Here is a 12,114-nt window from a genome sequence, read left to right on the forward strand (position 1 = left end):
CTGGGTGCCGGTGGTTACTTGGCGAGCATCAGCTGCAGGCGGCTGCCTACACGCTGGGCCAGGTCGGCCAGCTCGCCGATGGAGTCGATCACGCGATACATGAACATCACGTTGACCGGGGGTAGTTCGGCCTCCTGCGCGAACAGGATCTCGCGCACCTCGCGCTGGGCCTCGTCGGACTCGTGCTCGATCTGGTCCAGCTCAGTGAGGATGCCGTTGACGACCTCGACCTCGTGGCCGCGGAAGCCCGCCTCCACCAGTTCGTCCAGCTCGTTGATTGCCCGGCCGGCCTGGTCGACCGCATCCACGCTGCGATCGAGGAAGCGCTTCAGCGGCTCGCCCATGTTGTCGGGGAACTGCATCTGCCGGCCCAGCATCAGCCCGGCGATGTCTTTCGCCATGTTGGCGATGCGGTCCTGGATCAGCAGGGTGTCGAGCACGTCGCGGCGCGACATGGCCAGCATCATGCCCTTGGGCAGGTGCAGGCGCAGGTCCTTCTTCAGGCGGTCCGCCTCGCGTTCCAGCTTCGAAATCTTCTTCTGCTGTACCCGCGCGGTCTCCCAGTCGTCGCGGGCCATGGCCTCCATGAACGGCGGGAGCTCGGCGATGCAGGCGCGCACCTTTTCCATGTGCGCCTGTAGCGGGCGTACCGGGGAACGGCCAAACAGCTCGAAGACGAAGTTCTTGGGGGACATGGCGGCGCGAAGGTTGTCACAAAGCGATAATCTAACGCAAAACACCGGAGCGCGCGCTGTCTTGTTGGTCCCGCCGCCGCCCTCTGTGCGGTACACTCATCCGTCAGAGCTGGGGGTGCCCGCGATCGATGCGAGCTGAGAGAGTCCCCTTGAACCTGAACCAGTTAACGCTGGCGGAGGGAAGCTCGGTGCTCGATCCAGTCCGCGCGCGCCCCGTTCGCAGTCTGTCCGGCCCGTTCTGTTCCCTCTGCTGCCACATCCGCATCGCAGAGGTCACCGTATGAGCGCCATTCCCGAGTCCTTCGCCCGCAAGACCGCCCAGGTCTCCGCCGACGTCACGCGCCCGTTTCCCAATTCCGAGAAGGTCTTCGTGCAGGGTTCGCGCCCGGATATCCGCGTGCCGTTCCGCCAGGTCGCACAAAGCCCCACGCTGACCTCCGGCACCCCGGAAGAGAACCCGCCGATCCCGGTCTACGACACCTCGGGCCCGTACACGGATCCGGACGCGACCATCGATCTGCGCCAGGGCCTGACGGATCTGCGCGGCGGCTGGATTGACGAGCGCGGCGACACCGAATGGCAGGATGGCCCGAGCTCCGAATACGGCCGCGCCCGCGCCGCCGACCCGGAACTGGCCAGCCTGCGCTTCGAGCACATCCGCCCGCCGCGCCGCGCGCAGGCCGGGGCGAACGTCTCCCAGATGCACTACGCCCGCCAGGGGACCATCACCCCGGAGATGGAATTCGTCGCCATCCGCGAGAACAACCGCCTGCAGGAGCTGCGCGCCGACCCGCGCTACAAGAAGCTGCTGCGCCAGCACGCCGGCGAGTCCTTCGGGGCGTCCATCCCCGAGGCGATCACGCCCGAGTTCGTGCGCGACGAGATCGCCCGTGGCCGTGCGATCATCCCGGCCAACATCAACCACCCGGAACTGGAGCCGATGATCATCGGCCGCAACTTCCGCGTGAAGGTCAACACCAACATCGGCAACTCCGCGGTCTCCTCCTCGATCGAGGAGGAGGTCGAGAAGCTCGTATGGTCCGCGCGCTGGGGTGGCGACACCCTGATGGACCTGTCTACCGGCAAGAACATCCACGAGACCCGCGAGTGGATCCTGCGCAACTCGCCGGTGCCGATCGGCACCGTGCCGATCTACCAGGCGCTGGAGAAGGTCGACGGCAAGCCCGAGGACCTGACCTGGGAGCTGTTCCGCGACACCCTGATCGAGCAGGCCGAACAGGGCGTGGACTACTTCACCATCCACGCCGGCGTGCGCCTGCAGTACGTGCCGCTGACCGCGGATCGGGTGACCGGCATCGTCTCGCGCGGCGGCTCGATCATGGCCAAGTGGTGCCTGGCGCATCACGAGGAGAACTTCCTCTACACCCGTTTCGACGAGATCTGCGAGATCATGAAGGCGTTCGACGTCTCGTTCTCCCTCGGTGACGGGCTGCGCCCCGGCTGCCTGGCCGACGCCAACGACGCCGCGCAGTTCGGCGAGCTGGAGACCCTGGGCGAGCTGACGCAGAAGGCCTGGGCGCACGACGTGCAGGTGATGATCGAGGGCCCCGGTCACGTCCCGCTGCAGAAGGTGAAGGAGAACGTCGACAAGGAGCTGGAAGACTGCTTCGAGGCGCCGTTCTACACCCTCGGCCCGCTGGTGACCGACATCGCCCCGGCCTACGACCACATCACCTCCGGTATCGGCGCGGCCAACATCGGCTGGTACGGCACCGCGATGCTCTGCTACGTGACGCCGAAGGAGCATCTGGGCCTGCCCAACAAGCAGGACGTGCGCGACGGCATTATCACCTACAAGATTGCGGCCCATGCGGCCGATCTCGCCAAGGGCTTTCCCGGCGCGCAGCTGCAGGACAACGCGCTGTCCAAGGCGCGCTTCGAGTTCCGCTGGGAGGACCAGTTCAACCTGGCGCTGGACCCGGAACGCGCGCGCGAATTCCACGACGAGACCCTGCCCAAGGACGCGCACAAGGTCGCCCACTTCTGCTCCATGTGCGGTCCCAACTTCTGCTCCATGAAGATTACCCAGGACGTGCGCGACTACGCCGCGGCCCAGGGCGTTTCCGAAGACGAGGCCCTGAAGAAGGGGATGCAGGAGAAGGCGGTCGAGTTCGTCAACAAGGGCGCACAGATCTACCGCGAGGTCTGAGCGACATCCTCGTCATTGCGAGGAGCGCAGCGACGAAGCAATCTGCCTCTGGCCCCACCGGACGTTGCGTCCGACCTGGCTATCGGTAGGCCGCTTGCGGCCCCAACGGCGGCCGTCGGGTGTGTTCGTGTTCGTCTGCCACGCCCCCTTCCGGGGGCTCGCCATGACGCGGCCGGGGGGCACTCTACTGCATGTGGCCGAAGCCGCCCATCAGACCGGCGCCGATGCCGAAGAGCATGCCCAGGACCATCAGGATCAGGTAGATCAGCAGCAGCACGCCAAAGATGGTGAAGTAGATGCGCAGGCGGCCGAGGGCGTACTTGATCGCTTCCGGATCGGCACTTTCGTAGGCGCGCTGGGAGGCGCCGGCGGCCTGCATCAGCACCACGCCGGCCCAGATCGGGATCCAGGCAATGATGATGCCGATGATCGACAGGGCGGTCAGCACGCCCGAGATGATCATCATCACCCCGATCAACTGCATCCAGAATTTTCCGCGAACGAGCGGCTCGATCAGTCCACGGAGGTCGGCCCCGTTGGTGGTGTCCTGTTCCATGTTCAGACTCCTTGTCGTGATGGGCGGATGGCCGGAGCATAGCAGGCCCTTTCATGGTGTGACGCATTCGTTGTTTTGGTGCGCGCCGCCCGTGCATACTCGAGCAAGTGCCAACCCGAAAAACAGGGCCACGCAAGGCTCGTGAAGCAGGGGGATGTATGAGCGATCAGGGACGACGCAGGGATGCCGGCCGCAGCGGGCCGCAGGGGACAATGCTGTTTCAGGGACAGGCCTTGCCCGAGCAGGAAAGTGCCGCGGACACCGCCAGCGAGGGGGCACCCCCCGGCGGCCACCCGGTGCTGGTGGGGATCTCCGAGCCCTTCGGCCAGCAGCGCCTGACCTTGAAACCGGGCAAGCGCTCGGTGGGCCGTCAGGCGACCAATGACATCGTTCTGCAGGAGGGCAGCGTCTCCTCGCAGCATGCCTGGCTGGTCAACGACGGCGGCGAATGCCGGGTGGTCAATCTCTTGTCCACCAACGGCACCTGGGTGAACGACGAGAAGGTGCACGAGGCTGCGCTGAAGGACGGCGACCACGTCCGTTTCGGGCGGGCCGAGTTCGTGTTCCGCCGCCGCGACGACGGTTCCGATGCCCGGCCTGGCCGTGGGCCTCGGTCACGCTGGCGCTGGCTGGGCATCGCGGTGGCGGTCCTGGTACTGGCGGTCGTCGCGCGCATCCTGCTCGAGACGGTTTGAGGCTCAGGGTCGCCGGAGCATGCAGCGGATCGGACGCTACGGGGTCGGCGAGGAGATCGGGCGCGGTGCGATGGCCGTAATCCATCGCGGCTACGACCCGGATATCCGGCGTCCGCTGGCGATCAAGTGCCTGCAGCCGGACTACGCCCGACGGCCCGAGTACCGCCGGCGCTTCCTGGCCGAGGCGCGCGCCGCCGGCACCCTGACCCACCCGGGCATCGTCACCATCTTCGATGTCGGCGAGTCGGATCAGCAGCCGTTCATCGCGATGGAGCTGCTGGACGGCATCACCCTCGCGGAGTTCGCGGAACAGTTCCGCCCGCTGCTGCTGCGCAATGTCCTGAAGATCGCCATCCAGCTGGTGGAGGCCCTGGACTATGCGCACCGGCATGGCGTCGTGCACCGCGACATCAAGCCCGAGAACATCATCGTCACCAGCGCCACGGCGAACATCAAGGTGATGGACTTCGGCATTGCCCGCACCCTCAGGGACCCCGACTGGCGCGCCGACGACGACTGGCTTGCCGAGGACGACGACGGCTATATCGCAGGATCGCCGCACTATATGGCGCCGGAGCAGGTCCGTGGCCGCGATACCGACGCTCGTGCCGATCTCTATTCCGTGGGCGTGGTGCTGTACGAGCTCCTGACGGGGGCCACCCCGTTTCGCGGGCATGATGTCGAGACCCTGCTGACCCGGGTGGTCAAGGATTCGGTCCCCGCACCGCGGGTCATCGTGCGCGACTGTCCGCAGGAACTGATCGAGCTGGTGCTGCGCCTGCTGGCGAAGGAGCCGGACGAGCGCTACCAGTCGGCCGGCGAGCTACTGGTGGACCTCGAGCGTATCGACGAGCAACGCGCCGAGCGCGAACGGGCAGGTGCCGGGCGTCGGATCATCCCGCTGCGTCTGCGCTGGGCCGCGGTCATGGGGGCACTGGTGGCGGTCACCCTGGTTGTCGGCGGTACGCTGGTACACCAGAAGCAGAACGAGGTGATGACCGATCTGGCGTTTGACTATGGGGCCACGCTGGCGCAGATCATCTCGGTGGAGAGTGCCGAGGACCTGTTGCTGGAGGACACCATCGCGGTCCAGGGCCGCCTGCGCGACATGCAGGCGAACCGGGAGATTGCCCTGCTGAGCGTCGTGGACCACCGCGGCGAGGTGGTGGCCAGCAGCGACCCGGAGGCCCTGGGCCAGCCCTACGAGCCGCCTTCCGAGGACCGCCTGCTTCAGCGTCGCGACGGCCGGGCCGTGTGGTCCATCACCGGGCGGGATGGCGCAGAGCTGTTCATGTTCGAGGCCCCGGTTCGCTACCAGGATCATCACATCGGGCAACTTCAGGTCGGGCTGTCCACGGGATCGCTGCGTGCGGCGAACGAGGCCACCTTCATGGCCTTGCTGATGCTCACGCTGGTCACCCTCCTCGCGGTGCTTCTGGGGGCCTACGTGCTTGCCCGGCGCCTTCAGGCACCGCTGGACCGCCTGCGCGGGGCGCTGGACCAGATCGGTCAGGGGCGGCTCGATACCCGGATCCGTGCCCGTCGACACGATGACTTCGAGCGGGTCTTCAGTGCTTACAACGCGATGGCCGACTCGCTGGAGGCGCGCATGAAGCGCCGGGTCGCCGGGACGCCCGAGCGCAGCGCTGCCGGGCTGGTTGCTGACGGCGACCGCACCCAGGAGCTTGCATCCGACGAGTTGCCGACCGAAGCCACTTCAAGGCGCACCGCTACGGATTAACTCCGGCCGTTCTCGCGGTCCAGGGCATCCAGGCGACGCTGCAGTTCCAGGGCTCGCAGGCGATAGCCGCGCGCCGCCTCGAACCCGGGGTCGATCGCCAGGGCCTCGTCCCACAATGCGATGGCGGTCTCCAGGTCCTGGTTGCGGTAGCGCACGATGGCCTCCGCGTGCAGGGCCTCCTTGCGCTGTTGCTCCAGATCGTCAAGGTGCTGGCGTGCGGTCGCGTGTTGCGGGTCCTGTTCGAGCACCCGGCCGAAGGCCTCCAGCGCGTTTTCGGTCGCGCCTGCCGCGCGCGCCTCCACGCCCCGCCGGTGCCAGTAGCCGATCGTCGCGTCGCGCGCCAGCGGGTCCAGCCAGCTGGCCCATTCGTTCTGCGCCTCGGGGTGCTCGCGGGCCAGCTCCACGACCTCCAGCGCCGCGCCATAACGCCCGGCTGCCAGGTCGGCCTCGATGGCGCGGCGCAAACCGTCCTCGCTGACGCCGGGCGCGGCGTCGGGGTCCAGAGCCATCAGCTGTTCGTCCAGATCTGTCTCGCCACGCTGCGGCCCCCCTACATCCCGCGGGATGCGCAGCCGTTGCCCGACGAGCAGCCGGTCCGGGCGTTCGATGTCGTTGTAGCGTGCAAGGATCACAAAGCGGGTGGCATCGCCGAGGTGCTCACGCGCCAGCCCGCCCAGGCTGTCGCCCGGCTCCACCGTGTGAACGAAATAGGCCTCGCCCAGGGTCGCCTGCGGATCCCCGGAGAGCTGTTCACGCAGGCCGCGGGCGGCGCGGTTGCCCGGATCATCTGCGAGGATCCGGTCCAGTGCCGAGCGTGCCCGGTCCATCTCGCCGCCCTGCAAGAGCTGCACGATCTCGGCGATCTTGAGGCGCTCGTCCTGCTCCTCACGGGCGAGCGGGTCGGACGGGGCCTCGTCGGTCGCGGCGACCACGTCCTCGGTGGCCTCCGCCTCGGGGTCGAACAAGCCCTGTAGCTGCGCACAGCCGGACAGGAACGCTGTCAGTACGGCGAGCAGGACGAGGCGAAGCAGCGTGGTGTGGGCTGGCATCATGGCAAGGACTGGTGCGGCTCGGCGAGTCCGCGAGTATACGGTCGGCATCAGTCCAGCGGCCACAGCAGGATCGCAAGGGCCGCAGCCAGTAGCGCCAGAAGGCCCAGCGTGGGCCCGATGCGCGCCTTCAGGTGCCGGCGCCAGAAACGCCCGCGCGGCGGCCCGGTCCGCCATGCTGCCAGGGCCACGTTGTCACCCTTGGCTCCGCCGCGTCGCGCCGCTTCGACGGCTGCGCTCGCGGTGGCCGTGTCGAGGTCCGGGCTGTCCAGCAGTTCCGCGATCTCGATCGGTCCGATCTGTTCCCAGAAGCCGTCCGAGCACAACAAGAAGCGCGTGTGACGGGTGACGGGGGCCTCGGCGTAGTCCACCTCGATCGGGTCGACCACGCCGAGGCCTCGCAATAGCCGGTTCTGCTCCGGGTGCGTTGCCATTTGCGCCTCGCTTATTACCCCCTCGTCGACCAGCTGCTGGACCCGGGTGTGATCGCGCGTGCGCCGCTGAAGGGTGTCGCCCTCGAAGTGGTACAGCCGGCTGTCGCCGCAATGGGCCCAGCAGGCGGAGTTCGGGGTCACATACAGTGCCACCAGCGTGGTGCCGGGGCGTTGTGACGGATCGGTACCCCCGGCCTCCAGCAAGGCTGCATGGGTCTCGTGGAAGAGAGCGTGGAGCAGGGCACGGGCATCGGCAGCCTGCCCCGCGTAGCGGGTCCACAGGCGTTCGGCGGTCGCGATCGCGGCGTGCGAGGCGCGTGCCCCGCCCTCGTGGCCGCCCATTCCGTCCGCGACCAGCAGCAGGGCGCTCTGCCCGTCCGCGTTTTGTAGTACGGTCACCGCGTCCTGTTGCTCGGCGCGGCCACCCATCTCCCTGGCGTATCCGGTTTCCATGTGCGTGTGGCCCCGCTGATCCCGTGACCATGATGACCGAGTTGATCGGCGCGCGACAGCCCCGGGGGGGAGCCGCGCATCGATCCGCGTCTCCCTAGCCGGTGGCGCCGATCCAGAACTGGATGGAGCGGCCGAGGAAGTCGTCCCAGGTCATGTAATGCGAGCCGTCGCACGAGAAGGTCAGGCTGATCATGCCGTTGAACAGGTTGATCGAGGCGGAACGCAGGTACACGGTCTCGTCGGCATAGCGCAGCGCGCGCAGTGCCTCCAGGACGCGGCCGACGTCCTCCCTTGGGATCAGCGCCTCCGCGGGGTACGGTTCGTGCGGAAACGCCAGGCAGACGTCCGGGTCGCCCAGGGATTCGTGGGTCAGGATGCGGTAGCGGTACGGGTCCTCGGTGGTCCACAGCGTGGCGCGCGAACTGGAGAAGTGGAACACGCCCTGGAACACGCCGCGCTCGGTGAACAGTTCTTCCAGAATGGCCAGGGCGGTGTCCATGTTCTGGTCCATCAGGCTCTCGGTGCGGCTCTGCAGGAACAGTGTCCCGCGAATCGACGGATCGCCCTTGATCTGGCGCCACTCGCTGGGCTCCTCGTACAGGTCCTCGGAAAAGTCGGGCAGGTTGCGCAGATCAAAGTCCGCGCCGAGAAAGCCCAGCGCATTGCCCTGGTCGTCGCGCACCAGCTGCAATGAGGTCAGGGATGGCCGGCGTCCGAGCAGGCTGATGTAGGCATCCGACAGCAGGAAGCCGTCCGCGGGCACGGCCTCCTTCATGTACGGGCGCTGCGAGCGATCGCGCCCGAAGTGTTCCGGCAGTACACCAGTGCGCGAGATGTTGTCCGAAAGCTGGACCCCCTCGGTGTTCAGTGCATACACGAAGGTCGCTTCCGGGATCTGGCGGATCGCCTCCTCCAGGATCGAGTCCAGCGCCTCGCGGCGCGGCCAGGCGGCACTCAGCCGGCTGGCGATCTCCGCCAGGGGTTCATGCAGTTTGTCCTCGAGGTAGTCGCGCTGGTGCTCGATCGCCTTTTTCAGTTCCGTCATGGTGCGGTGTCGTCTCCTTTCGGTGCGCCACGATTATCCCTGATCGGGGATGGCGTTGTCGTGACGGCCCGCGCGCGCCGTTTGTCCCGGCACTTCGGCCTGTCGAACAGGTCCGAGCAGGAACCATGCCGACGACGAGCCAGCCTGTGCCCGATACTGCGAACATGCCCATGACGAAATCTACCGAATCCCTCCGCCCGGCCCGCCCCGGCGATCTCGACGCTATCAATGGGCTGGTGGCCGAGGCGGTCGAGGACTGGCCCTTGCCCGAGCGCGTGCGCCGGCTCGCCCTGCCGGCCTACCGCTATACCGAGGCCGATCTGATGTTCCTCGAGGTGACGGTGCTGGAGCGTGCGGGCGAGGTGGTCGGCGCCGCCGCCTGGGAGACGGCGGAGACCCGCGAGCTGCCGGAGGGTGCCGCCGATGGGCTGTTGCTGCATGGCCTCTACGTGGGGCGAGCCGCCCGCGGGCAGGGTGTGGGCCGGCAACTGGTCGAGGCCTGCCGGAGCGCCGCGCACGAGGCCGGGGTGGCCGGGGTGCTGGTCAAGGCCCAGGCCTCGGCGGCCAGCTTCTTCGCGGCGATGGGTTTCGTCCCGGTACCGGTGCGCGATCGCGACCGTGACTACGAACAGCGCTACTGGTGGGCGGTGGAAGGTTCGCCCGTCGCCGGCTGACGTCAGCGTCGCGCCCGGTGGCGGCACCAGCGGGCACCGAACAGGCCCCCGACAATGGCCAGCATCAGCAGCCCGAGGGGCCAGAGATGCTCGGGTGAACTCAGGAAGTGGAGCAGCGAGAAGGCGTCCCCGTGTCCGTGGCCGGGGTGGGCCAGGACGGGCGTGGTGGCCAATGCTAGAGCGGTTCCCATGAGGGTGCGCAAGTTCATCTCGGGGTCCTCCTGTCGTTCTGACCCACCATAGCGCGACACGCAGGCCGCTTCAGCAAATACGTGGCAGTTGCTCGCCGGCCGGCAGGATGACGCGGCGCTCCACGCCGGTCGCCAGGCGCCGGATGACGGCCGGTTCGCCCGCCTCCGCCCGTCCGATGGCAACGGCCCCGGCTGTCTCCGCGCGGGTCCGGAGAATCCTCAGGGCCTGAGCGGCCGCGTGTTCCGGAACGGCGGCCAGGAAGCGGCCCTCGCAGGCGGAGTGCAACGGGTCCAGACCGAGGATCTCGCAGGCCCCGCGCACGTCGTTGCGCACGGGGATTGCGACGTCCTCCAGCACCAGGCGGCAGGCGGAGGCATCGGCCAGCTCCTGCAGGGCGGCGATCGCACCGCCGCGGGTCGGGTCGCGCAGCGCGCGGACTGGCACGCCGGCGGCCAGCAGTGCGGCCACGGCCCCGGCGACCGATGCGCTGTCACTGGGGATCGGCGGGTCCAGGCCCAGGTTTTCGCGGGCGGCGAGGATTGCGACACCATGGCGGCCAAGATCGCCACTGGCGAGCAGTACATCACCGGGCCGGATCGCGCCCGGCGTGATCTGCACGCCTTCGGGCACGACGCCCACCCCGCTGGTGTTGATGTAGACCCCGTCGCCGCGCCCGGCCTCCACCACCTTGGTGTCGCCGGCGACCACCCGCACGCCGCATTCCTCTGCGGCCGCCTGCACCGAGGTGAGGACGCGCCGCAGGTCGTCCAGCGGCAGCCCCTCCTCCAGGATCAGGCCCAGGGTCAGCCACAGGGGGCGCGCCCCGGCCATCGCGAGGTCGTTGATCGTACCGTGCACCGCGAGCCGGCCGATGTCGCCACCCGGGAAGAACAGCGGCCGCACCACGAAGCTGTCCGTCGTCATTGCCAGGCGCCCGCCCGGGGCGTCGAGCACGGCAGCATCGGGGGCGGCGAGGGCCGGGATGCCCAGCGCTGGCAGGATCACCTCGTCCAGCAGCTTCGCCTGCATCCGCCCCCCGCCGCCATGCGCGAGGCGTACGACGTCGGTGGTCATGCCTCGCCCCGATAGTGCAGGTAGGCCGCGCAGGCCCCCTCGGAGGAGACCATGGGCGCGCCCAGCGGGGTATCCGGCGTGCAATCGCGGCCGAAGGCCGGGCAGTCGGTGGGGCGGCGCAGCCCGCGCAGCACCTGGCCGGCGATGCAGGGGCCATCCCCGATCGCCTCGGGTGGGACGAGCCCGAAACGGGCCACGGCGTCGAACCGGGCGTATTCCGGGCGCAGCCCGAGGCCGCTGGTGGGCAGGCGTCCCATGCCACGCCATTCGCGCTCGACCGGCTCGAAGACGCGAGAGACCGCAGCGCGCGCGGCTGCGTTGCCGTCGTCCGGCGCGGCCCGGTCGTAGCGGTTCTCCACCCGGGCCGCGCCGCGTTCCAGTTGCTCCACGCAGGCGTGGATCCCGGCCAGCAGGTCCACCGGCTCGAAGCCGGTCACCACGATCGGGACCCGGAAGCGTTCGGCGATCGCGTGATAGGCGGCCGCCCCCTCCACCGTGCAGACATGGCCGGCGGCCAGGAAGCCCTGGATGCGGTTGTCCGGGTCGGCCAGCAGGGCCTCCATCGCCGGCGGTACCAGCGAGTGCGAGACCAGCAGCGACAGGTTGGCCAGGCCCAGGGCCTCGGCCTGCAGCACGGCGATTGCGGCGGCCGGGGCGGTGGTCTCGAAGCCCACCGCCAGCAGCACGACCTCGCGCTCCGGGTGTTCGCGCGCCAGCGCCACCGCATCCAGCGGCGAGTAGATCACGCGCACCTCGCCCCCGGCCGCGCGCGCCGCGTTCAGGTCGCCCAGCGCCCCGGGCACGCGCAGCATGTCGCCGAAGGTGCAAAGCATTACCTCCGGGCGTCGGGTCAGCAGTACCGCCTGGTCCAGGGTCTCGGCCGGGGTCACGCAGACCGGGCAGCCGGGCCCGTGGATCAGCTCGACGGCGTCCGCCAGCAGTTCATCCAGGCCATGGCGCAGGATCGCGTGGGTCTGGCCGCCGCAGACCTCCATCAGCGTCCAGCGCCGGGTGCAGGTGGCGCGGATCGCTTCCACCTGGCGCAGGATCAGCGCCGGGTCGCGGTATTCGTCCAGGTGCTTCACGGGCCCTCCGGGGCGGGCGGGTCGTGCGCGGGGATTTCGCGCAGGGCCGCCAGGGTGCGTTCGGCAGCGGCCTCGTCGAGGGTGGCGATCGCGATGCCGGCGTGGACCAGCACGTAGTCGCCGGGCCCGGCCTCGGGGGTGCAGGCCAGCGAGACCATGCGCGTGACGCCACCGAAGGCTACGCGCGCCTGGCGGAACAGCGGGTCGACACCGTCCACGCTGTCGATACGACCGGGGATGGCAAGGCACAT

13 protein-coding genes and 1 riboswitch are annotated in these 12,114 nt (G+C 68.8%); of the genes, 4 read left to right on the forward strand and 9 right to left on the reverse strand.

What is annotated here, in order from left to right; all coding sequences use genetic code 11:
- Nucleotides 1-14: 14 nt before the first annotated feature.
- Nucleotides 15-695 carry a TIGR00153 family protein gene (locus tag F622_RS0106700; RefSeq protein ID WP_018144982.1) on the reverse strand — a complete coding sequence of 227 codons (681 nt, stop codon included), beginning with the start codon at nucleotides 693-695 and terminating at the stop codon, nucleotides 15-17.
- 101 nt (nucleotides 696-796) lie between these two features.
- Nucleotides 797-894: riboswitch (TPP riboswitch) on the forward strand.
- An 81-nt stretch (nucleotides 895-975) separates the two neighbouring features.
- On the opposite strand from F622_RS0106700, the gene thiC reads away from it, so the two are divergent.
- Nucleotides 976-2,865 (forward strand): phosphomethylpyrimidine synthase ThiC, encoded by a 1,890-nt coding sequence (gene thiC, locus F622_RS0106705; protein ID WP_019563839.1) that lies wholly within the window; start codon nucleotides 976-978, stop codon nucleotides 2,863-2,865.
- A 184-nt stretch (nucleotides 2,866-3,049) separates the two neighbouring features.
- On the opposite strand, the gene F622_RS0106710 is transcribed toward thiC, so the two are convergent.
- Complete coding sequence (locus F622_RS0106710) at nucleotides 3,050-3,421, reverse strand: DUF5362 family protein (RefSeq protein WP_018937494.1); 372 nt, start codon at nucleotides 3,419-3,421, stop codon at nucleotides 3,050-3,052.
- Nucleotides 3,422-3,633: 212 nt separating this feature from the next.
- Between F622_RS0106710 and F622_RS0106715 the strand changes: the two genes are divergently transcribed.
- Complete coding sequence (locus tag F622_RS0106715; RefSeq protein ID WP_018937493.1) at nucleotides 3,634-4,116, forward strand: FHA domain-containing protein; 483 nt, start codon at nucleotides 3,634-3,636, stop codon at nucleotides 4,114-4,116.
- A gap of 19 nt (nucleotides 4,117-4,135) precedes the next feature.
- Nucleotides 4,136-5,857 (forward strand): serine/threonine-protein kinase, encoded by a 1,722-nt coding sequence (locus F622_RS0106720; RefSeq protein ID WP_019571552.1) that lies wholly within the window; start codon nucleotides 4,136-4,138, stop codon nucleotides 5,855-5,857.
- Here the strand turns inward: F622_RS0106720 and F622_RS0106725 are convergent.
- The 3 genes from F622_RS0106725 to F622_RS0106735 form a co-directional block, all read right to left on the reverse strand.
- Nucleotides 5,854-6,909 carry a LysM domain-containing protein gene (locus tag F622_RS0106725; RefSeq protein ID WP_019571553.1) on the reverse strand — a complete coding sequence of 352 codons (1,056 nt, stop codon included), beginning with the start codon at nucleotides 6,907-6,909 and terminating at the stop codon, nucleotides 5,854-5,856. The two genes, F622_RS0106720 and F622_RS0106725, sit on opposite strands and share 4 nt — an antisense overlap.
- A 47-nt stretch (nucleotides 6,910-6,956) precedes the next feature.
- Entirely contained in the window at nucleotides 6,957-7,793 is an 837-nt protein-coding gene (locus F622_RS0106730) for a PP2C family serine/threonine-protein phosphatase (RefSeq protein WP_026331548.1), read from the reverse strand.
- Nucleotides 7,794-7,887: 94 nt separating this feature from the next.
- Entirely contained in the window at nucleotides 7,888-8,838 is a 951-nt protein-coding gene (locus F622_RS0106735; protein WP_018168824.1) for a PDC sensor domain-containing protein, read from the reverse strand.
- A gap of 170 nt (nucleotides 8,839-9,008) precedes the next feature.
- Between F622_RS0106735 and F622_RS0106740 the strand changes: the two genes are divergently transcribed.
- Nucleotides 9,009-9,512 carry a GNAT family N-acetyltransferase gene (locus F622_RS0106740; protein WP_143592439.1) on the forward strand — a complete coding sequence of 168 codons (504 nt, stop codon included), beginning with the start codon at nucleotides 9,009-9,011 and terminating at the stop codon, nucleotides 9,510-9,512.
- Nucleotides 9,513-9,514: 2 nt separating this feature from the next.
- Here F622_RS0106740 and F622_RS0106745 read toward each other — a convergent pair whose 3' ends face one another.
- Genes F622_RS0106745 through F622_RS0106760 form a run of 4 tightly spaced genes read right to left on the reverse strand, consistent with a single transcriptional unit; the run spans nucleotide 9,515 to nucleotide 12,114 of the window.
- Nucleotides 9,515-9,721 (reverse strand): hypothetical protein, encoded by a 207-nt coding sequence (locus F622_RS0106745; protein ID WP_018168826.1) that lies wholly within the window; start codon nucleotides 9,719-9,721, stop codon nucleotides 9,515-9,517.
- Between the two features lie 52 nt (nucleotides 9,722-9,773).
- The gene (hypE, locus tag F622_RS0106750; protein WP_019571555.1) at nucleotides 9,774-10,778 is read right to left on the reverse strand and encodes a hydrogenase expression/formation protein HypE; all 1,005 of its coding nucleotides are present in this window, start codon (nucleotides 10,776-10,778) and stop codon (nucleotides 9,774-9,776) included.
- Nucleotides 10,775-11,863, reverse strand: a complete 1,089-nt coding sequence (gene hypD / locus F622_RS0106755; protein ID WP_019571556.1) for a hydrogenase formation protein HypD — start codon at nucleotides 11,861-11,863, stop codon at nucleotides 10,775-10,777. Before hypD ends, hypE begins: the two co-directional genes overlap by 4 nt.
- Entirely contained in the window at nucleotides 11,860-12,114 is a 255-nt protein-coding gene (locus F622_RS0106760; protein ID WP_018649597.1) for a HypC/HybG/HupF family hydrogenase formation chaperone, read from the reverse strand. The genes hypD and F622_RS0106760 overlap by 4 nt, the downstream gene beginning before the upstream one ends.

The organism is Thioalkalivibrio sp. ALMg3, from assembly GCF_000381225.1.
In the GTDB taxonomy this organism is placed as follows: Bacteria; Pseudomonadota; Gammaproteobacteria; order Ectothiorhodospirales; family Ectothiorhodospiraceae; genus Thioalkalivibrio; species Thioalkalivibrio versutus.

What these genes read in the sequence shown, in the direction of transcription:
- F622_RS0106760 (WP_018649597.1), bottom strand. Translation starts at nt 12,114, where the DNA reads ATGTGCCTTGCCATCCCCGGTCGTATCGACAGCGTGGACGGTGTCGAC.
- thiC (WP_019563839.1), top strand. Translation starts at nt 976, where the DNA reads ATGAGCGCCATTCCCGAGTCCTTCGCCCGCAAGACCGCCCAGGTCTCC.
- F622_RS0106740 (WP_143592439.1), top strand. Translation starts at nt 9,009, where the DNA reads ATGACGAAATCTACCGAATCCCTCCGCCCGGCCCGCCCCGGCGATCTC.
- F622_RS0106725 (WP_019571553.1), bottom strand. Translation starts at nt 6,909, where the DNA reads ATGATGCCAGCCCACACCACGCTGCTTCGCCTCGTCCTGCTCGCCGTA.
- F622_RS0106735 (WP_018168824.1), bottom strand. Translation starts at nt 8,838, where the DNA reads ATGACGGAACTGAAAAAGGCGATCGAGCACCAGCGCGACTACCTCGAG.
- F622_RS0106710 (WP_018937494.1), bottom strand. Translation starts at nt 3,421, where the DNA reads ATGGAACAGGACACCACCAACGGGGCCGACCTCCGTGGACTGATCGAG.
- F622_RS0106715 (WP_018937493.1), top strand. Translation starts at nt 3,634, where the DNA reads ATGCTGTTTCAGGGACAGGCCTTGCCCGAGCAGGAAAGTGCCGCGGAC.
- F622_RS0106730 (WP_026331548.1), bottom strand. Translation starts at nt 7,793, where the DNA reads ATGGAAACCGGATACGCCAGGGAGATGGGTGGCCGCGCCGAGCAACAG.
- F622_RS0106700 (WP_018144982.1), bottom strand. Translation starts at nt 695, where the DNA reads ATGTCCCCCAAGAACTTCGTCTTCGAGCTGTTTGGCCGTTCCCCGGTA.
- hypE (WP_019571555.1), bottom strand. Translation starts at nt 10,778, where the DNA reads ATGACCACCGACGTCGTACGCCTCGCGCATGGCGGCGGGGGGCGGATG.
- F622_RS0106720 (WP_019571552.1), top strand. Translation starts at nt 4,136, where the DNA reads ATGCAGCGGATCGGACGCTACGGGGTCGGCGAGGAGATCGGGCGCGGT.
- F622_RS0106745 (WP_018168826.1), bottom strand. Translation starts at nt 9,721, where the DNA reads ATGAACTTGCGCACCCTCATGGGAACCGCTCTAGCATTGGCCACCACG.